The organism is Niastella caeni (assembly GCF_004834005.1).
Lineage (GTDB): Bacteria > Bacteroidota > Bacteroidia > Chitinophagales > Chitinophagaceae > Niastella > Niastella caeni.
Window position 1 is genome coordinate 238487 of the sequence record NZ_STFF01000009.1, and the last position, 20037, is coordinate 258523.

General features: G+C 42.0%; 17 protein-coding genes. 12 read left to right on the top strand and 5 right to left on the bottom strand.

Annotated elements, in window-relative coordinates:
• Nucleotides 1-38 precede the first annotated feature (38 nt).
• The 4 genes from FAM09_RS25850 (at nucleotide 39) to FAM09_RS25865 (ending at nucleotide 5718) form a co-directional block, all read left to right on the top strand.
• Entirely contained in the window at nucleotides 39-944 is a 906-nt protein-coding gene (locus FAM09_RS25850; protein ID WP_136580061.1) for a DMT family transporter, read from the top strand.
• A gap of 258 nt (nucleotides 945-1202) precedes the next feature.
• Nucleotides 1203-3683 carry a TonB-dependent receptor gene (locus tag FAM09_RS25855; RefSeq protein ID WP_136580062.1) on the top strand — a complete coding sequence of 827 codons (2481 nt, stop codon included), beginning with the start codon at nucleotides 1203-1205 and terminating at the stop codon, nucleotides 3681-3683.
• A gap of 314 nt (nucleotides 3684-3997) precedes the next feature.
• Nucleotides 3998-5152, top strand: coding sequence for a PepSY-associated TM helix domain-containing protein (locus FAM09_RS25860; protein ID WP_208025658.1), 1155 nt, complete (start codon nucleotides 3998-4000; stop codon nucleotides 5150-5152).
• 50 nt (nucleotides 5153-5202) lie between these two features.
• Nucleotides 5203-5718 carry a hypothetical protein gene (locus FAM09_RS25865; RefSeq protein WP_136580064.1) on the top strand — a complete coding sequence of 172 codons (516 nt, stop codon included), beginning with the start codon at nucleotides 5203-5205 and terminating at the stop codon, nucleotides 5716-5718.
• A 29-nt stretch (nucleotides 5719-5747) separates the two neighbouring features.
• On the opposite strand, the gene FAM09_RS25870 is transcribed toward FAM09_RS25865, so the two are convergent.
• The 3 genes from FAM09_RS25870 to FAM09_RS25880 are packed head-to-tail and all read right to left on the bottom strand — an operon-like array spanning nucleotide 5748 to nucleotide 8222.
• Entirely contained in the window at nucleotides 5748-6884 is a 1137-nt protein-coding gene (locus tag FAM09_RS25870) for an acyltransferase family protein (RefSeq protein WP_136580065.1), read from the bottom strand.
• A gap of 21 nt (nucleotides 6885-6905) precedes the next feature.
• A complete protein-coding gene (locus FAM09_RS25875) occupies nucleotides 6906-7640 on the bottom strand; it encodes an anti-sigma factor (RefSeq protein ID WP_136580066.1) in 735 nt (244 codons plus the stop codon).
• Between the two features lie 3 nt (nucleotides 7641-7643).
• Nucleotides 7644-8222 carry an RNA polymerase sigma factor gene (locus tag FAM09_RS25880; RefSeq protein WP_243751783.1) on the bottom strand — a complete coding sequence of 193 codons (579 nt, stop codon included), beginning with the start codon at nucleotides 8220-8222 and terminating at the stop codon, nucleotides 7644-7646.
• Between the two features lie 183 nt (nucleotides 8223-8405).
• On the opposite strand from FAM09_RS25880, the gene FAM09_RS25885 reads away from it, so the two are divergent.
• The 7 genes from FAM09_RS25885 (at nucleotide 8406) to FAM09_RS25915 (ending at nucleotide 18019) form a co-directional block, all read left to right on the top strand.
• Nucleotides 8406-9359 carry a hypothetical protein gene (locus FAM09_RS25885; RefSeq protein WP_136580067.1) on the top strand — a complete coding sequence of 318 codons (954 nt, stop codon included), beginning with the start codon at nucleotides 8406-8408 and terminating at the stop codon, nucleotides 9357-9359.
• A 96-nt stretch (nucleotides 9360-9455) separates the two neighbouring features.
• Nucleotides 9456-11444, top strand: a complete 1989-nt coding sequence (locus FAM09_RS25890) for a PKD domain-containing protein (protein ID WP_136580068.1) — start codon at nucleotides 9456-9458, stop codon at nucleotides 11442-11444.
• Nucleotides 11445-11562: 118 nt separating this feature from the next.
• Nucleotides 11563-14307, top strand: a complete 2745-nt coding sequence (locus tag FAM09_RS25895; protein ID WP_136580069.1) for a CHAT domain-containing protein — start codon at nucleotides 11563-11565, stop codon at nucleotides 14305-14307.
• A 63-nt stretch (nucleotides 14308-14370) separates the two neighbouring features.
• Complete coding sequence (locus FAM09_RS25900; protein ID WP_166437271.1) at nucleotides 14371-14922, top strand: RNA polymerase sigma-70 factor; 552 nt, start codon at nucleotides 14371-14373, stop codon at nucleotides 14920-14922.
• A 1-nt stretch (nucleotide 14923) separates the two neighbouring features.
• The gene (locus FAM09_RS25905) at nucleotides 14924-15928 is read left to right on the top strand and encodes a FecR domain-containing protein (protein WP_136580071.1); all 1005 of its coding nucleotides are present in this window, start codon (nucleotides 14924-14926) and stop codon (nucleotides 15926-15928) included.
• Nucleotides 15929-15959: 31 nt separating this feature from the next.
• Nucleotides 15960-17180: a hypothetical protein gene (locus tag FAM09_RS25910; protein ID WP_136580072.1), complete on the top strand. Its 1221-nt coding sequence runs from the start codon at nucleotides 15960-15962 to the stop codon at nucleotides 17178-17180.
• Nucleotides 17181-17230: 50 nt separating this feature from the next.
• Nucleotides 17231-18019, top strand: coding sequence for a class I SAM-dependent methyltransferase (locus tag FAM09_RS25915; protein WP_136580073.1), 789 nt, complete (start codon nucleotides 17231-17233; stop codon nucleotides 18017-18019).
• Here FAM09_RS25915 and FAM09_RS25920 read toward each other — a convergent pair.
• A complete protein-coding gene (locus tag FAM09_RS25920) occupies nucleotides 18008-19090 on the bottom strand; it encodes a fatty acid desaturase family protein (protein WP_136580074.1) in 1083 nt (360 codons plus the stop codon). The genes FAM09_RS25915 and FAM09_RS25920 overlap by 12 nt on opposite strands.
• Nucleotides 19091-19548: 458 nt before the next feature.
• Here FAM09_RS25920 and FAM09_RS25930 point away from each other — a divergent pair, with 458 nt between their 5' ends.
• Nucleotides 19549-19788 (top strand): hypothetical protein, encoded by a 240-nt coding sequence (locus FAM09_RS25930; protein WP_136580075.1) that lies wholly within the window; start codon nucleotides 19549-19551, stop codon nucleotides 19786-19788.
• 139 nt (nucleotides 19789-19927) lie between these two features.
• On the opposite strand, the gene FAM09_RS31460 is transcribed toward FAM09_RS25930, so the two are convergent.
• Nucleotides 19928-20037: transposase (locus tag FAM09_RS31460; RefSeq protein ID WP_136580076.1), on the bottom strand; the 110-nt coding region annotated here is incomplete at its 5' end.

The following is a 20037-nucleotide window of genomic DNA, read 5'->3' on the forward strand; positions in this document are numbered from 1 at the left end:
CTTACTTCCTATTTTTGCCTTCCATAAAAGACAAGCATTTGAAGCAAGAGGGTTCAGGAAACAAAAAGAAGTCAGCAGGCTGGTTATGGTTCTTAACAGGATTAGGCTTTTCAATACTATGGCCTTCTGCAGCCGTAGCAACAAAATTTGGCTTACAGGTTGCACAACCTTTCGTGATCTGTATTATCCGTTTCTTTATTGCCGGTTTATTAATGCTGTTCATTGCGCATGGCATTTTACGTAAGCGCCTTCCGCAAAAAAACGAATGGAAACAACTGGCCATCTATGGCTTGCTGAATATTTCACTTTACCTGGGATTATATGTACTGGCTATGCAAAATGTATCAGCCGGTTTAGGTTCACTGGCCATTGCCACCAACCCGGTGCTCATTAGCCTTATGGCCACTCTTATATTGGGGCACCGGTTACGTTTAATCACTGTTGTAAGCCTGGTCTTATGCATGAGCGGCGTATTGCTAGCTGCCTGGCCGTTGTTTAAAAACAGCTATGCAACACCAGGCGGCATCACATTGCTGATGGTTTGTATGGTCATTTATTCAGCCGGCGTTATTTACTTTTCAAAACAAAACTGGGAAAACCTGCATATACTCACCATTAACGGCTGGCAAACTTTACTGGGCGGGTTATTTTTATTACCAGTTGCCATTGCCACATATGATAAAAGCCAAAATGTATGGGGCATTAAAATGATAGCTCCCATATTATGGCTGGCTATTCCCGTATCGATCATCGGCGTTCAATTGTGGCTGTACCTGTTGAAAGACAATGCCGTAAAAGCCTCCTTCTGGCTATTCCTTTGCCCGGTTGCGGGATTTGTAATTGCCAACATAATGATGCAGGAGCACATTGGTTTATTTACGGTTACGGGTATGCTATTGACTTTAGCAGGTTTATACCTGGTGCAGAAATATAAATCTGAATAAGCGTATCACCCTGGCTGTCAGCCGTGAATCGTGAATCGGCAATCGTGAATCGCGAAGATTAATGGTGAATGAGCTACAGGCTTTAATCAAAAGTTAGGGAGGCTAACGAAAATTTTGGGTCCCGAACTAAAGAACCACAAACTATAAACTACAAACCATAAACAAAAAACTTTCCTGATCGCGTAAATACTCTTTCCGATCGCGTAAAGCCTATATCCGCTTTCAAAAGGAACTTTGCGCAAATATTTTGCGCAAAAAATGAAAGTTATTTGTACGCTCGCACTGTTATTTCTAGTAGGATTTCATGCGGTCAGTCAGCAAGCCACTGTTAAAGGCATCGTGAAAAACGAGAAAGGCGACACCCTCACTTCAGCTTCAGTTTTTATCCCGGGCAGAAAGATCGGAACTGTTTCCACCTCAACCGGTCAGTACGAATTAGTGAACCTGGCACCGGGAACGTATTCGGTTCAGGTATCTTCGGTAGGCTATGAATCGATCACTAAAAAAATAAATGTAGCAGCAGGAGAAACTCAATCGCTCAACTTTATTTTGAAAGAAGCTTTATACGAGTTGCAGCAGGTGGAGATCACCGGCCGCCGCGAAACAGGATATAAGAACACCAGCTCTTTTATTGCAACTAAAACAGCTACCCCATTAAAGGATGTTCCCCAGGCGGTGAGCTATGTTACAAAAGAGCTGATGCAGGACCAGGCTGCAGCCCGCGTTGGGGATGTGGTAAAGAACTTCAGCGGTGTTAACCAGTTCACATCCAACAACGACATTGCCATCAGAGGTTTCAGAATATTTGCCGGTAATGGTACTATGCTGGTAAACGGATTAAGAGCCAATTCTTCTTTCTGGAAACAACCACCGGCAAACTACCTGGAAAGAGTTGAAGTGATCAAAGGCCCCGTATCAGCGCTTTTTGGAAATGCATCACCCGGCGGTACCATTAACCGGGTTACCAAAAAACCACTCGATCAACAAAAAAGCTCCATTTCCTTCATTACCGGCAGCTTCAACACCTTCAGAGCGCTGACAGATGTTACCGGTCCCATGAACGAAAGTAAAACGCTGTTGTACCGCCTGAATATCGCTTACGAAAATTCACAATCGTTCCGCGACCTGCAGTTTGAAAAGAATATAGTGGTGGCCCCTTCTATCAGCTTTTTACCAAATGATAAAACCCGCCTGAACTTCGACCTGGTGTATAACAAATCGAATAGCCGGGTAGATCGTGGACAATCTGTTTTCTCAGATGATCTGTATTCAACACCTATCTCCCTTTCGTTAAATGCAGTGAATGATCGGCTGAATGAAGAACAGTACAACATCACTACCTCTTTAACACACAATTTCACCAACAAGACCGCTTTCAATATTGCTTACATCCGCACCAGTTACTCTGAAGATCTTTTTGAGCACAGAAGCAACAATACGTATGCAAAGGATATGCTGGGTAACCCGGTGTCGTTCCTGATCGAGCGCCAGGTGTTCGATAGAAAGTCGAAAGAGCTCAATGATAACCTGTCGGCCTATTTTACCCATAACGGGTATACCGGTCCGCTTGAGCACAAGGTGGTAGTAGGATACGATTATGCACAAACCAAGTTACCTGTAGGATCTGCTCAGCTTACTGCCAACAATTATCTTAGAAAGGACGGAACAACAGCCGCTTACAGGGCAATCGATTCAGCCAAATACGTAACGTACAAATACACCACTAACGTTAATGGCAGAGACACTACGTTAACTTTGCCCAAACCCAACGTACCCACTTACGACCTGGCCAAGAATGAACATAACATGGAAGATGTCTCGAAATACATTTATTTTCAAACTGCCAATGATGCCACCACGCCGAAATTGAACTTTCTGCATGGCGCGTATATCCAGGACCAGATAACATTTGGCAAATTACAGGCATTGGTAGGTTTACGCTTCGAATGGTTCATTGATAAAGCTAAGTATACCACCGCCCAGGAAAAGAAAGTTACCCAAACCGCTGTATTGCCACGTCTTGGCCTGGTGTACTCGATCAATAAAAACATAAACGCCTACGCTTTGTATACGCAAGGATACAATCCGCAGGCCGCCGCTTTACAGTCACCCACTGCCGGCGGACCATTTGACCCGCTGGAAAGCAAAATGGTGGAAGCAGGTTTCAAATCAGAATGGTTTCACAAACGTTTATCAGTAACTACTTCAGTGTACCAGGTAGAACAGGTGAATGCATTGTATGCTGCACCCGCTCCTGCGCCTCAAGACAGCATGGTTCAGGTAGGTAAAGAAGAATCAAAAGGTTTTGAATTTGAAGTGGTAGGCCAAATTACCGACAACTGGAATGTGGTGCTGAATTATGCCTATAACGACGCCAAATTACTTAACGCAGGCGGTATTGATAAACCTTACATTGGCCAGCAAAAACCCAATGCCCCCAGGCACATGGGTAACTTCTGGACAAAATACTCTTTCAAAAGCCGCGCATTGAGAGGATTAGGTGTCGGGATTGGCGGAAATTTCGTTACAAAACGTTTTCTGTCGCTGAACCAGGCGCAAACAGTTCCGGGCTACGAATTATTGAACGCAGCTTTGTATTACCGCATCGATAAATTCCAGATCCAGTTCAACCTGAATAATGTACTTGATAAAACCTATTGGGTTGGCGGTTACGATTATGTACGCTTGTTCCCCGGTGCACCACGCAACTGGCTGGCAACCGTAGCATATACATTTTAACTCATATGTGATTGTTAAGACATATGATAAATTTGCAACCGGTGCTGTTGACTGTTTTTGGAAAAAAGTTCTTTAACATGAGTGTACTTAGGTAGATTGACATAAGGGTTTTATTTATACCCGGCAGACAGTGCGCTTGTTTTTTTGCTGTTTACCGGTTTTAATGGAACTTTTATGCTCAATGTCAAATAAAGCCTTTACCTGGTTGTATTCATTGGTGTCAGACTAAAATACATCCAGGTGTTAAGGCTCTGATTAGTGGAAGTCCTGACACGATCGGGGCTTCTTTTTTTTATTTTTAACAAGCAATGACGTTGAAACAGATTTTTGGCAAACTGCATTTATGGTTGGGATTGGCAACAGGACTGGTGGTATTAATAGTGGCCGGTACCGGCATCCTGTTGGTTTTTGAAGATGAGTTGGATGAATGGGCTAACCATGACTTTTATTTTGTACCTGTGCCGCAAAATGCGCAACGCCTGCCCGTTGACAGCCTGTATCATGGAGCAGCAGCGTATAACCCTGCGCTAAGGATCAGCCGTATTTATATAGAAACCAAAGCACCCGATCGTTCGATCGTGTTCAGGGCCCAAAAAGGCAAAGGACAAACCTGGAATATTGCGGTTAACCCGTATACAGGAAAAGTGATTGAAGGCGTGAATTATAACAAAAGCTTTTTCGGTGTTGTATTGAACCTGCACCGTCATCTGTGCATGAATGATGCAGGAAAAGCCATTACCGGTACGTCCTGTCTCATTTTTGTGATCATGATCATTACGGGTCTTGTATTGTGGTGGCCCAAACGCTGGCAAATGCTGAAACAACGTACCCGCATTGCATGGTCTTCTAAATGGAAACGGTTGAACTGGGACCTGCATGCAGTAGGCGGCTTTTATGTACACATTGTTTTATTTGCAATTGCCATTACCGGACTTACCTGGTCATATTCCTGGTTTAATAACGCCATCTACTTATTGTTCGATGGCAAGCCGATGAAGAAAAATGAAGCGCCCGCAAACATCGTAAAGCAACCGATCGCGGCAGGTTATTACGAATCGATATACCAACAGGCGAACAACAAACTGCCTTATAATGGTCGCATAACAATGACATTGCCAGAAAAGGATAGTCTTGCAATTACGGTTAACAAAATGAACCATGAAGCTTCTGTATATAACATTGCCGATGTGCTATACTTTGAAAAAGGCACTGGCCGTCTCTTAAAAGAAACCCTGTTTAAAAATGCTTCCACCGGTACCAAAGTGCGTAGAATGGTTTATCCTATTCATACCGGAAGACTGTACGGTTGGCCTACGCAAATAATTGCATTGATTGCCGCTATCGTAGCCTTTAGTTTACCAATCACTGGTTTATTAATTTACCTGGTGGGAAGAAAAAAAAGAAAAGCCAGAGCGGTTAAAAATCCGCTGCGTGTAGTAGCCATGCAGGAAGAAAGTGCAGTAATGTAAGAAGATGTTATATCTTCACCGTTTACAGCTCTTAAAAGCCACCCCAGTTAATGAACGATAATGAATTTGACGAATGGGCCGTGTTTGAACAATGTATTGAATTCCTGAATAATATTGGAATTGAGACTACCTTCAGAAAGATCGGCAATAAAAGTTTCCTACCTGGTCTTTTAATTAATAAAGGAATGATCATCATCGACAAAGATGCACTGGAGCACCCCGGCGATATTTTACACGAGGCAGGCCACATTGCAGTTGTTCCTGCGATAGACAGGCCGGGTTTGTCAGAAAAAGGGATCATTAATAGAAAGAACCGGGAAGCCGAAGAGATCATGGCGATTGCCTGGTCGTATGCAGCCTGCATGCATTTAGATATTGATCCTTTTTTTGTTTTTCATGAACAAGGATATCGAAACGGCCGGGATTATATAACAGATAGTTGCCGCATGAAAAGTTATATTGGCCTTGCCATGTTGGAGAAAATCGGGTTAACAGCCAATGAAAAAAATGCCCGGCGTTTAAACGTTTCTTCTTATCCGCATATGATAAAATGGATGCGTGCATAGATGCAAATAATTGCAACCAGATCGGGTATTTACCTGTACCTGGAACGAAAGCGTAAAAAAGGAAGCTCTAAATACTTATAGGAAACGGATGCAACAAAAATAACGATCGAAATTCCAATAAGAAATATAAAAAGATGGGAAAAAGAGCTACCAATAGTAAGTCCCCAATAATGAATGAAAGCGAACATGCTTATTAAAACCAACGGGTGATACATATAAACGCCATAACTGATCTTGCCAACATAGCTGAGTAATTGCATTGCCACTCCTTTAAAAGGACTTCCTTTCCATATTACATTACCCATAAGAATGGTATATGAGCATGCCAGCAATATACCGCCTATAATAAAACTCTTTAGCCAATAGGTAAAAATAAAAGCGCCGAAACATGCACACGCAAAACAAAGTGGATGGCAAACATATTTTCTGGCATCCTTTACATTCAAAAAGCAATAAGCTAACAGGCCACCGGCAGAAAAATAACCGGCTTTTGACCAATAGAAAAAGGCATTTACTTTACTTATTATATTAATCCATTTATTCGATAGTAGCTCCTTATGCAAATCAAAATAATAGTATACAAACTCGCTAATAAACATAAGCACGATAAACACAACCATTACATGCATCAGTCTTTTCCTGATTAATTTAATTAACCAGGGCCATCCCCAATAAAACTGTTCCTCAACCCCAATACTCCATGTATGGGCGGTTAAAATACTTGCAGGATAAAATTTCAAATACACTACATGCGGCAATAGTAATGCAAGGAAAATAGTACGCCCGGTATATTGTTGTTTGATTGACTCATTGGTATGCAGGGGATCTAAAAAATCAGTTGCCCAAACCGCTACCACATGACCTAATAAAATAACAACAAAATAAACCGGCCATATTCGAAGAATACGTCGCATATAAAATTTGCCTGCCGAAATTTTACCGTCAGCTGACTGTTCGAACAGCAATAAATAAGTGATCAGAAAACCGCTTAAAACAAAAAACAGCGTAAGACCTGAAATTCCCCAGTTACGAAACGCCAGGTGTGAAAAGCTATCACTAATTCCATACATTTCTTCATAGGAGGCAAAATGACTGAATAAAACCATTAAACAGGCTATTCCACGGAGTTCATCCAGGCCTGAAAAATGCTTTTTATAGTGATCCATCAAACAATATTAATACTTTCATTACTCCAATTCAAGAAACAGCTCCTGCGCTTTGCTATAATTAGGCGCATCCGCAGGAATTTTTGCCAGCCACTCCCTGCAAAGGGCTTTATTTTCTTCTTTTAAATAACCCAGCGCCTGGTAAAAAGCAGCTTCAAATTTAAAAGCCGATTGCCCGGCATATAACTTGTCAAAAACTGTCCTTGCTTCAACCATACGGTTGGTTTGTAACAATGCTACCCCATAATAAAAATATACAAAGCTATTGGCGGTATCCTGTTGTTGCACCTGTTGCAATAAGGATGCTGCAGCAGCGTATTCTTTTTTATTAAATGCTTCTACAGCTTGTTGCAGCAGATTGTCAGTAGCGTTTCCCCGTTCGGCAGGGGTTACCATACTGGTTTCAGAAAATTGCTTAAACAAATCGGGCTTCCAGGGCTGCCAGATAAATAGTACGGCAATTACAATCGCCGCCACCGCTACTGCGCTACGCAGATATTTTTTAAAGGGAACTACTTTCGCAGGTTGCGAAGCAGCGCTAAAGAATTCGCCACGCAGCGATTGCATGGTACCCTGCAATTGATCGCGTTGTTCATCGGCACTGAAATACTGTTTCATAGAACCATGCACTTCCTGGTATAAAGCCAGGTGCCGGCGCAGTGACTCGTCCGAAGCCAAAGCGGTTTCGAATGCTGATCGTTCATCAGCCGTCATTTCGCCTTCAGCATACCGCGCTATATCGTTGAACGTATTCATAATTTATTTCCATTCGGGTAATTGTGAATGAATCATTTTAGTTAAGGCCGCCATACATTCACTTTTCTTTTTACGCAGGTACCCATAGGTTACCTTTAATTGCTCCGCGATCAATGCCTGATCGTCACCACCCAGGCATTTTTTAATGATGTCTTTACAGCCATCGCCCAGTTTTTCAAAACATTGCAAAAATACCTGCATGCGCTTATCGCTTTGCTGCATTTGTTCGGCCAGGGCAAATACATCCTCCCCTATAGATACGTCCTCCGCGTCTTTTGTTACCGGCTCCCGCCCTCTTTTTTTCAAAAGATTTAACCATTTTCTTTTACAGATCAATAAAAGGAAGGGCTCAAACGGACAGGTCAATTGCAGTTGCTTACTTTTTGCCTGGTTATATATATCTATTAGTGCCTCCTGGAAAATATCGGCGGCATCGTCTTCATTACCGCTATTGGCCATGATATAATGCCTGATCTTGCCGGCATATTTCGTGTAGATCTCCCGCACAATAATTACATCATTTTGCAGCAAAGCAGTAATGAAACGCTGATCGGTATGAATAACAGTAGCTATATAAATCAATTATAAGTGAATGACAACCATACCTCCACCAACCTGTTGCACCCATCAAATATACTACCCAAAAAAAATTCTGCAATAAAGGGGGTAACAAAAAAACACACCTGTTGATATACTTCTGAAACGACCACGGGCGGATGCCGAAAAGCCCCAAAAGAGTAGGCCATATCAAAAAAACTATTTATTATGAAAGCTTTATTATCAGCCGCTATATTGACTACAGCCATTGTATCAATAACCGCTTGCAAAAAAGACAAAAGCTCCCCCAACTATGCAAAAGCCGATGATTTCATGGCTTCGCATGCTATTAAGCAACAATCCTTCACCGGTAATGCCGGCACAGGGTTTACCATCACCGGTGAAAAAGGCACCAAGGTTACTTTTATAGCCAATGCCTTCGTTGACGGCAGCGGTAATCCGGTAACCGGAAATGTAACTGTTACCCTGAAAGAAGTATTAAGCAAAAAAGATGTACTGTTCTCCGGCGTAATGACCGAATCGAATGGCCAGTTACTCGAATCGGGCGGAGAAATACTGGTTAAAGCCCAGAAAGATGGCGTTGATCTTCGCCTTAATCCAGCACTTCAAAACGATGGCGCCCGCGTTGAAATTCCTAAAGTAATGAATAACCGCGATATGGGGTTATTTGTACAGGATAAAAGACAACAAGGCGGCGGCGCTACCGGCGGTGGCAATCAACAACAAAGTCCTTTTACCTGGGCACCAGCACCTTACTATCCTTTTGGCAATGGTCCTAACAGCTATACTTTTTCGTTACCTTCTTTTTCCTGGGTTAACTGCGATCGTTTCTACAGTGATCCTAATCCAAAAACTACCATTACCGCTTTGCCTTCTTTCCAGGATAATAACCAGGTAACCGACTTGCAGGTAATGCTGGTATTCAAAAATATTGCTACCGTAATTACCCTGCCTTTTGATTTTACGTCACAAAAATTCCAATCGTATCAAAACTCATTGCCTATTGGCTTACAGGCAGACCTGATCATTCTTGGAAAAGACAGCGACGGTTACATTCAGTTTGGCACACAGTCAATAACCATCGGCGCCAACATGCACATCGATGCGCCGGTTCATAAGGCAACACAAGCCGAAGTAGACGCTTTCCTCGCAACCATTTAAATTGGGGCTTTTACAATTAATCCGTACGCTCCCGGTCGGCTCAGCCGGCCGGGTTTTTTAAGTACAATTAATTACATTTATAAAATTGTTCGAATTATGACATCATACAAACCCCTGTTATTGCTAATGCTGTTGTTATGTATGATGGGCGCTGCCCAGGCACAGGTAAATGATACGGCCGCTGCAGAGATCAACCCGCAGGTTGATAATAACCAGGTGAAATTTGATGCATCCTTACGCCCGCTGCGACAAATAGCAGGTGCACCTGCTTCTTTCTACTCCTACTTCTGGGAATTTGGCGATGGCAGTTACAGCTTCGAAAAAAATCCCGTTCATATTTATAAGGATACCGGCGACTATGATGTACGCTTATATGCTACGAATAATTACGACGATGGTAAAAAGCCGAACACCCGGCCTCGCCGCGTTCGGGTAAACAACCGCTCGATGCTGGCTGAAAATAAAAAACCAGTTTTTTTTACCGGTGAGGGGTCGCTTGAAATAAAATCGAATCAGATGCCGAAGCCGGGAGAAGATATGGTGCTGTTGATCGGCTATCGCAATAAAAGCAATACCGCTGCGCCCATCAGTGGCTCAGTGATGTTGCTGTACAACGAAAAGCAATTCAATCAAAACTGTTTTGACATTTCAGAAACCCGAAGCTATCACCAGGAAAAAACCATCAGCCTGGAGTCGATGATGGCCTGGCTGCCCAATTCAGATTTGATAGAAGAACAGGCAATCAATTCCAAAGGAATATTCACCGTTGCAGCGGGTACCAATACGCCAACCGCCGACAGGCGACAAATGATGCAACAGATAAAGCAGGAAATGAACAGCTTTCGTAAGCATACCATCTGGCGAATAAACAATGTTGAAAAGGGAGAAGAACAATTCATGTTCTTAACCATCAACACCCTGCCTGAAATGATCAGCGATACCAATGCAGTTGTTACGATCTCCGGCTTATTTGTTCCCGATGATCCTTCCATGGACATGGAGAAATTCAATCTGGAAATGCAGGTGGTAGCATCGCACGATCCCAACCGCATGATGTTAAAGAACAAAAAACTCAACTATCGCTTTACCGGAAAGAATAGGGAGAATGCATACAAAGTGCAATTCCAAAATACAGGTAAAGGACCGGCCAAAAGAGTAGCGATCACTGTAACCATTCCGGGCTTATTGAACACGGCATCTTTGGAAGTGGTTGGCATGAAACCCGAATGTCCCTGGTGCAACACTACTTCGGGCACCCAAAGCTGTATTGATACCGTTGTTACCAAAGACAGCATTCAATTTATTTTTAACAACATTTACCTGCCGGGCACACAACAGGATGGTGTAAATGATCCGGATTCTACAAAAGGTTATATAAAATACCGCATTCGCTTTAGTAAGAAGATGCACAAGGTGCCGTTTCAAAGTCGCGCGGCCATTGTATTTGACAAGAATGAACCTATTTACACCAACCGCTCTACAGGCAGCTTCAGGAAAGGGATCTCACCAGGCATTATTCTCGCATTTGGTTCAACGCTTGGTTCTGTGCCGGCTGGCATGGCTGCACAACGGTATTCGCTGGGTTTTACGGTTTCTGAATATGCCGCGTATAAAAGATATTTTCAGTGGGAACTGTTCCTGCGGTCTGATCCCTCCTTTGAACAATTTGCAGGCCGCCGGCAGGGTGGCGACACCATTATAAACGGAACTAACTATAAGGTGCAGTACCGGGAAGGTTATGAAAAAATAAAGGTAGCATCTGTTGAAGTAGTTCCCGTACAGCTTCGTTACAACCTGACATCCTTTGTTTCTGCAGGTGTTGGCGCCCTGGTATCGGGTGAAATAAGCCGCAATATTACCCGCTACGAGCGCGCTCTGATCGCTAATCCGAATGGTACAGGAACTTTTACCCTTGAAGGTGAGACTGGAAAACAGAAAAAATCTTTTACAACAATGAGAGGAGCCCTGTTTGCAGATGTACAATTAGGAAAGGTAAGAACTGGTCCGGCTTTAGGTGTTCGACTTTTTCAATACATGAATCCATCGTATCAAAATATCATGTTGTATGCAAGCTGGAAGTTTTAATTGATCAGTTGTTTTGAAACAATAGTAATCCATTTCAATCCGGGCTATTTCTTACTTCCGTATTCCATTAGCATATTAGCTAATTATATTAACTATCTTTAGCCAAATTAAAAACCCCATGAGCTGCTGCCTGCACAAGGTAGTTATACAAATTTTTTTTTATTGCCTGATAACTGCCAGCGGGGTTTACGCGTTGCCCGATAGCCTTTCTCTTCCAACTGCATTAACAAAAAAGCTGGCGCATTTTCGCCAGCAGGATGACCTGGAGTTGTGGATCTATGAACGCATGCAGTATGTGGAACAAAATCCAACTGCACGTATTGATTTTTTGATGCGCTCGCAACAGGAAGCCTGGCGAACGTATAAAACGTATTATGAGCGGTTGGCCTGGTTCGATCTGCTGTCGGTGCAGGGCTATTATCAATTACAAACCGGGAATATTCTTGCCTCTATAAACGCTTATGAAGCGGCGCTGGCATTTTATGAATCGTATCCATTGCCAGATGCGGACGTTATTGAGACCGTATTAAAACCGCTGGGTAATAATTATACCCGGCTGGCAGATTATAATACCGCCCTGTTCATTTACCGGAAAACAATGTCATTGGCGCAGAAGGCCAATAATAACAACCTCATTGCATCTACTTACAGCAATATGGCCATCTGTTCCAGGTCGCAGGATGATCTGGTTGCCGCCACCGCTTATTGCCAGGAAGGCATTCGTTATGCATCGCCTAAAACACCATTGTATGGTTTATTGCTCAGTACCCGCGCCGACATCTTAACCGCGCAGGAGAAATTCGATTCTGCAGAAATAAGTTGCCAGGCGGCATTGAAAAAATTGCAACAGCATCAACACGACGCATCCGCATTATATTGGTATTCGGGGGCGCTACAGGTAGCCGCAAAGATTGCGGTGCAAAAACAACAATATCGCAAGGCGGCTGATTATGCAGAAAAGGCATTACAAATATTCCAGCAGCACTTTCCTGTAACAAGGCAACGCGAAAAAGCCAAAGTGCATGTGTTGCTCGGTGATATTAATATTAAAACAGGCCAGGCAACACAGGCGCTCAGGTATTACCAGCAAGCGCTGGTGTTAATGATCCCAGCCTGGGAGCATTATGCCATCAACGCAGTTCCTTCAGCAAATGCGTTATACAGCGAGAACACCCTCACAGATGCATTGTGTGGAAAAGCAGCAGCCCTCATTCAACTTAATCAACCACAGGATGCCTTACAACATTATATAAGCGCGTTTGTAGCAACGGGAAAACTCAGAAAAGAATTCTTTTATGCCGAGTCAAAGTTGCGGGAAGTGTCTGAAAGCCGGTCGCGGGTGGAAGCAGCCACTAAACTGGCCTACAACTTATGGAAGCAAACGGGTGAAACGAAATTTTTAGATCAGCTCCTGTTGATCACCGAAATGTCGCGGGCTCAGGTGTTAATGGATGAACGCCGGTCACGCATGCAGGTATCTGGTATAGCTTCATCAACCGATTCTCTATTCAGGCAATGCAGGCAACTACAACAGGCCATTCTCTATTATCAGCATGAGTTGCTAAACAGAAAAGACAATAAGAATATTAGTACGCTGTTACAGCAGGCAGAATATGATCTTTCGTTGTTGAATAAAAAAATAAAACAGCAGTCCTTCCAGGCCATGAACGACGCCAACGCGCTTACCGTAGAATCGCTGTATAACTTCATGCTTCAAATTCCTGACAGCGTAACCATGCTTGAATTCGTAGCGGGTGGTGATAGCAGTTTTATTATTGAACTGGATAATAAAGGCATTCAATCGATACAGGTTATTTCAGCAAGCCAAGCATTACATGAGGAAATTCCCGCCTTCATGCATCGTTGGTTTGCCAATGGTGCATCGGCCATGTTGAACGAGCCACGCCAATTTTATTCAGCCTGTTATGGCATTTACCAGGCTACTTTCAATAACAGGGCGTGGAAAAAAGACCGGCATTATGTGCTGATACCGGATGGCATGTTTAATTACCTGCCATTTGATGCATTGCTCACCGGTTCCGCCTATCAAAACAATTACCGCCAATGGCCCTTTCTTTGCAAACAGGTTTCCTTATCACAGGCCTATTCACTGGCCACCTGGCACGTACAGCAAACTGCACAATATAATGCAGCCGCGTTCACCGGTTTCTTCGTTTCAAAGGGACAGCATGCACAACAGGTTGCCCTGTCAATAGATGAGGAATACAATACTTTGAGCAAAAAAATAACCGGCAGGTATTATACTAATGCAACTGCCACCTGGAACACCTTTAACAGTATAACCGATTCTACCGGTATCCTTCACATTAGCACCCATGCTGTTTCAGCGGCTTCCGATTCTTTCCCCTACCTGCAGCTGTACGATAAACCCTTTTATTTATTCGAACTCCGGTACAAACATTTTGCACCCGCACTGGTAGTGTTAAGCGCTTGCAAAACAGCCGACGGCCTGTTGCTCGAAGGTGAAGGGCTCAACAGCATAAGCCGGGAGTTCACCGCGGCCGGCGCCGGCGGCGTAATATCAGGTTTATGGAATGTGAATGATAAAACGGCCATTGCCCTGATGCAACGCTTTTATGAGCAGCTAGATCAACAACCCGATATCGCCCGCGCCCTACATAACGCAAAAAAAGAGTGGTTGCAAAGTGAGCATGAAAATGCCCTGCTGCAATTGCCCTATTATTGGGCCGGATTTGTATACAGCGGGCACCTGCAAAAAGTTGCCCTACCTGCCGTACAATCGAAAAAAAAGAATTACTGGCTTCTCCCGCTGTTGTTGATTCCGGGCATCTTATTTGTTTATTCTCGTCTACGCCGAAAAAAAAATGTAGCTTACGCATAAGGGTATTTGCAGCTCTGCGTGTAATACTATAAAATTTTATCATAAAGGGGGATTTTATCGGGCTTGGACCTGCACGATGGCATAATAAACAATGATAACAGACTGACGGCAGTCGTAGAAAGATACTTTCAATCCTGTTTTGAAGGGTTGTACCGCTATGCCTTTACCCTGCTAAAAAATAACGACGACGCTAAAGATGCCGTTCAGGCAGTGTTTGTAAAACTTTGGGAGAAACGGGCCAGCATCGATGAACAGCAATCCATGCAATCTTATTTATATACTTCGGTTTTCCATTATTGTCTGAATGTAAAAAGGCATGAGAAAGTGAGAACGGCATATATTCAAAATCACCAATCTATACCGCACGTTTTTAATGATGCGTTGACAAGCAGGGAAAACGTTGCATTGATCACTGAAGCCCTGGAAAGTCTGCCACCCCAATGCAAATTAATTTTTCTAAAAAGCAGGTTTGAGAAAAAGAAGTATGCCGAAATAGCGGAGGAATTGAACCTATCTGTTAAAACAGTAGAAGCACAGATCGGAAAAGCACTTAAAATATTACGGGAAAAGCTATCTGAAGTTTTGATCTTGTTAGTCCTACTCCTAACCCAATAAGATGAATAATAAAAACCATACCGACGTTGATTACCTGCTGTTGGGCAGATATTTATCCGGTGAAGCATCGCCAGCGGAAGCCATTGCGCTGGAAGAATGGCTAACGGTATCGCCTGCCAACAAGCAGCTATTTGAACAGATCAGCAACGTATGGAGCAACCTGGCTTCTGAAGAAAAGTGTATTTTGCCAGATAAAGCAGCATTTTTTCAGCAGATAAAAGATCAATTCCCGCAAAGGCCTCAACCCAAAATATATCCGTTAAAAAGAATATCAGTTGTGACCAAAATTGCAGCCAGCATTGTACTTATAGCTGGCGCTGCGTTTTTGTATCTTACTCTTTCAAAAAAGGATCAATCTAAGAACACAATTGCCCTAACCCGTCAAACACAACAAACAATCCTCCACGATACCTTGCCCGATGGCTCAACAGCTATCATAAACAGTTATTCGTCATTGCGGTATCCCGATCAATTTACCAACAACAAAAGAGAAATACAATTAAACGGCGAAGCCTGGTTTTCGGTAATGGCCAATCCGTCAAAACCGTTCATCATAACCACCGGCCCTATACACATAAAAGTGATCGGTACTTCGTTCAATGTTCGCAATACGAACGAGACCATTGAAGTGGCTGTAAAAACAGGCATTGTGCGCATGCTGAACAATTCCGACAGTATAACCGTACAGGCCGGAGAAAAAGGGATTTACAATATTCGTAAACAACTTTTTTCTTTGCTAAACAGGTACAACCTGAACGAAATAGGCTACGCCACCAAAGTTTTCAATTTTGAGAACGCGACCTTAAAAGAGATCATTGATCAGTTACAAAAAGCATATGACATAAAAATAATAATTACCAATAAGCACCTGGAAGCCTGCACCATGAGCAGTTCTTTCGATAATAAATCTATAGAATATATTTTTGACGTATTGGCGATGACGTTGAATATAGAATACCGTATTGAACATAAAACCGTGTATATAAGTGGCAACAGTTGTACGTAATAAGAAACTATTGGTCAGTATATATTTGATTATGTGCCTGATAACGATCGGCCAGGCAGGCAATGCACAGCAAGGCGCTATTAACCTGCAAAAGAAAGTAGTGGTGCCGGCCAATAATATAAAACTGGATTCCCTGCTTCGGCTGATCAAAAAACAAACAGGTGCAAAATTCTCTATTAATACCCGCAAGTTCCCTGCATCAAAATACATTCGTTTAAAAAAAAATACGCCAACGATTGCCGGTTTGTTGCAGGAAATAAAGCAAAATACAGGTGTTTATTATGCCGTGCTGGGTGATCATATTATCCTGCTCGATAATCCCCCACCGGCTAAACGAAAAGAAAATAATGCTCATTCTCCTCATGTATCCCATATTTCAAAAAAACCTTCGTCATTACCCAAACGCTCTGTAACGAACAAGAAGGTTGTTACACCGGATAAGAATACAAAACAGTCGGTTATTAAATTGCCTGACACGGCAAACGGGAAACCGGTGCTGGTTAATAACCCCGCGCCCGTTGTTGATACAATACCAGTTATAACCACTATTGATCCCGTTTCTTCCCAGCCACTGGCAATTGATACATTAAAGCCTGTTATTGATACTACAGCCAACCAGAACACAGTAAAAAACCCGCGACAAATCCGCAAACGCTCAACAACCAATAACAATCAGCCAACTACTACCAATAAAAGCAAGAAAGAAAAACAACCATTTACAAGAGATCTTTTTGCAAAACCTGGAATTACTGTGGATGATCTTTTCTATTTCAATCCCACCATACAACTCGGGTTGCCCTACCTATATGGCATCGCCTCATGGAGTAGTAACTTCAATGTCTCAATGTTTAGGTATGGTGTGGGTGGTTCCGTTCCTTTATCCGATCAATGGAAATTACATCTTCAGTTAACCACAGGAAAATTGTTAGCAAAATGGGATACCGCAGGAGAACGGTACGAATTTAAAACCAGGTTACATAGGGCTGCACTGATAGGTGAAGTCAAATTAAACAGCCGGTTTTCTATTCAATTCGGACCAGTGTTGAATATTATGAAATTAACTTTTTACCGCAATGGTGAAATGAAAGCGCCAGGATTTACAGCCGCCTTTGTTGATCAAAGATTCGATCTGCTGAAACCCATTTATACGATCAAAGATACTTATTCAGTAAACGCTGCGCAAAGCACTAAATCATGGATAGGATTTCAGGCAGGCATCTTTTATAACATTAATTTTTTCGACCCGAAATAAGGGTATTTGTTGAATAACGTGTATCAGTAGTGTATATCAATTAATAAGCAATGATAGCATTACTGAAAACTACCGAACGTACCAACAATCTTTCGTACATCAATAATTATGTTTTTCAGCGCCATCTGTTTGCCTACCAGGCTATCCTGAAGTATCATGTAGCAGGCAAACATGTACTTGAACTGGGTTGCGGCGAAGGGTATGGTATGGAATTATTAAGCCCGCATGCAGACCTGTATATGGCGGTTGATAAGAAAAAGCCCCAAGGCGTTTCATTTAACAATAAGGTATTATTTAAGCAATGTCACCTTCCCTTTCTGTATGACATTAAGGACAACGCATTCGATACTGTAATATGCTTCCAGGTAATTGAACATATAAAAAATGACCATCGCCTGCTTGATGAAATAAAAAGAGTATTGAAACCCGGAGGCACTTTATTTCTCACCACGCCTAACAAATTAACCTCGTTAACCAGAAATCCTTTCCACATCAGGGAATATCTTCCTGTTCAAATGCAGCAATTGATCGCCAGTCATTTTGATGCATATACTTTAAACGGCATATATGGCAATGATGTAGTGATGAAGTATTATGAAGAGAATAGAAGAGCAATAGAACGCATTACCCGGTTTGATGTTCTCAACTTGCAGCACCGGCTGCCCGCTTTCCTGTTGAAAGGTGTTTACAGTGTGCTCAATAACTACAATCGCTTTTCCCTTGCCCGAAAAGCGCCCGACATTACGGCCGGCATCAACTATGACGACTTTTACCGTGATGAGCTGTCAGAAAATTGCCTGGATTACTTTGTTACTGCCAGTAAACCGCTACACAGCTAACGGCTTTTTACCTAACGATTTGATAAAACGGAAATGCGATTTAACAGCACGGTTCAATGAAGGAATGCTATTATAAGGAACATTAAATTCTTCGCATTTTTCTTTTACTATTTTACTCAACGCCGGATAATGTATATGACTGATCCGGGGAAAGAGATGATGCTCTACCTGGTAATTCAAACCACCGGCAAACCAGGAGATCACTTTGTTATTGGGTGAAAAGTTAGAAGTAGTTTTTAATTGGTGAATGGCCCATTCATTTTCTATGACCGTTGTTTCGTTCAAAGGCGCAAAGGTAAACTCCGTTTCTTCCACTACGTGAGCCAACTGAAATACGATGGCCAGCGTAAATCCTAATCCAATGTGCAAACTTAAAAAGAACACCAACCATTGTTGCCAGCCGGTAAGCAATATGGGTAACGCGATATAAAAGAATAGATACAACAGTTTACTGATCCAGAAAACAAGATGATCTTTTGTTTTCATTTTCTGCAGGTCAGTTGTGTGTACTTTTCTTTTGAAATATTTTTCAAAGTCCTGGAACAGGATCCAGATCATAGAACTGATAGCATACAATACGGGCGTATATAAATGCTGTATCCTGTGCATGGGCACCCACTGCTGCGAGCTGCACATTCTTATAAAAGGTGTTTTGGCAATATCATCATCAACGCCATCAACATTTGGATAGGTGTGGTGAATGATGTTATGTTTATGCCGCCAGATAAAACTATTTCCGCCCAGGGCGTTTAACGTTAAACCCAACGTATCATTTACCCAGTTCTTAGAAGAATAGCTGCCATGGTTGGCATCATGCATTACATTAAATCCTATGCAGGCAGATAAAAATCCCAAAACGCTGCCAATTAAGATCGTTGTTATTATTGGGAGGGAAAAACTAACTGCGGTGAGGTATAATGCAATAGCAGCCGCAATCAAAATAATTGTTTTGGAATACAATTTCCAGTTCCCTGTTTTTTTTAATTCTTTCTCCTGAAAATACTTGTCTATAGCCAATTTCAATGACTGGAAGAAGACCGCATTTTTATTATTGAAGATGACTTTAGACATGGTTAGGGATTTTAGGGTACAACGGTTAAAGGTATCTTTTATTTCTGATTGCATTCCTATTACTAATGTTAATATAGCAAAAAGCTTAAAGTTTTCACGTCAACCCTGAATAATACCCTTTGTATTGATTCTGAACTTTCACTAAACCTACAAATTATTGTTTTTCATATCTTTGTATCATTCGGATATTTTATACAAATAGGAACTAGGGTTTTTAGCTTTAAATTTGAATTAGATGCCTACACTGTTACTGCTAAATGGCATAAGATTTTTCTTTTACAGCAATGAAAATGATGAGCCGATCCACGTTCGTTCACATAGCCAAGGGTGATGCTTATGGAAAATCTGGTTAGAATCATCCATTGAAACAGATTACTTACTTGGTTTTTCCAATGCAGAACAAAAAGATATTTTAGAAATAGTTCACGCACATTCTGAAAATTTTAAAAAGAAATGGAATGAATGCTTCGGCAAATAAACAATTCGATGCTATAAATAATTTAATTATCAAAGAAGGATTACGCATTAAAGCTGTTGATTTCCATCCTGAATTAGATCTAATGACAATTTACTCAAATACGAAAGCCGTATTAAGTCAAAATATATCCTCTTATAAATTATTAAAGAGTGCAGAAAAATCTCAATTGATACAATACGAATTAGTTGGAGATGTATCGGCATTCATTGGCCTTTATTAGATGAAGATTTAAGCCTGAAAGGGTTTTTGCAAGATGAACTGCGGAAAGTTGTAAAAAGTGATAAAAATTCTATCGCCGCTTGATTGTTTAATGGAGCATTAAGACTGGATCAAGTGAAATTTTTGGGGGATTGATTTGTTTAGGCATAGATTTTCTGGAGTCTGAATAAGAAGAAATTAATATCTCGAACACCCCTTGCCGAGGCTCTGAAAGCCTTGATTTTGGCATTAAAAGCTTCAGCCGAAGCGT

Bases quoted from the DNA above. Each gene is read 5' to 3' on its own strand.
- FAM09_RS25895 (WP_136580069.1), top strand. From the start codon at position 11,563: ATGAGCTGCTGCCTGCACAAGGTAGTTATACAAATTTTTTTTTATTGC.
- FAM09_RS25905 (WP_136580071.1), top strand. From the start codon at position 14,924: ATGAATAATAAAAACCATACCGACGTTGATTACCTGCTGTTGGGCAGA.
- FAM09_RS25870 (WP_136580065.1), bottom strand. From the start codon at position 6,884: ATGGATCACTATAAAAAGCATTTTTCAGGCCTGGATGAACTCCGTGGA.
- FAM09_RS25920 (WP_136580074.1), bottom strand. From the start codon at position 19,090: ATGTCTAAAGTCATCTTCAATAATAAAAATGCGGTCTTCTTCCAGTCA.
- FAM09_RS25855 (WP_136580062.1), top strand. From the start codon at position 1,203: ATGAAAGTTATTTGTACGCTCGCACTGTTATTTCTAGTAGGATTTCAT.
- FAM09_RS25875 (WP_136580066.1), bottom strand. From the start codon at position 7,640: ATGAATACGTTCAACGATATAGCGCGGTATGCTGAAGGCGAAATGACG.
- FAM09_RS25885 (WP_136580067.1), top strand. From the start codon at position 8,406: ATGAAAGCTTTATTATCAGCCGCTATATTGACTACAGCCATTGTATCA.
- FAM09_RS25910 (WP_136580072.1), top strand. From the start codon at position 15,960: ATGTGCCTGATAACGATCGGCCAGGCAGGCAATGCACAGCAAGGCGCT.
- FAM09_RS25890 (WP_136580068.1), top strand. From the start codon at position 9,456: ATGACATCATACAAACCCCTGTTATTGCTAATGCTGTTGTTATGTATG.
- FAM09_RS25930 (WP_136580075.1), top strand. From the start codon at position 19,549: ATGAATGCTTCGGCAAATAAACAATTCGATGCTATAAATAATTTAATT.
- FAM09_RS25915 (WP_136580073.1), top strand. From the start codon at position 17,231: ATGATAGCATTACTGAAAACTACCGAACGTACCAACAATCTTTCGTAC.
- FAM09_RS25865 (WP_136580064.1), top strand. From the start codon at position 5,203: ATGAACGATAATGAATTTGACGAATGGGCCGTGTTTGAACAATGTATT.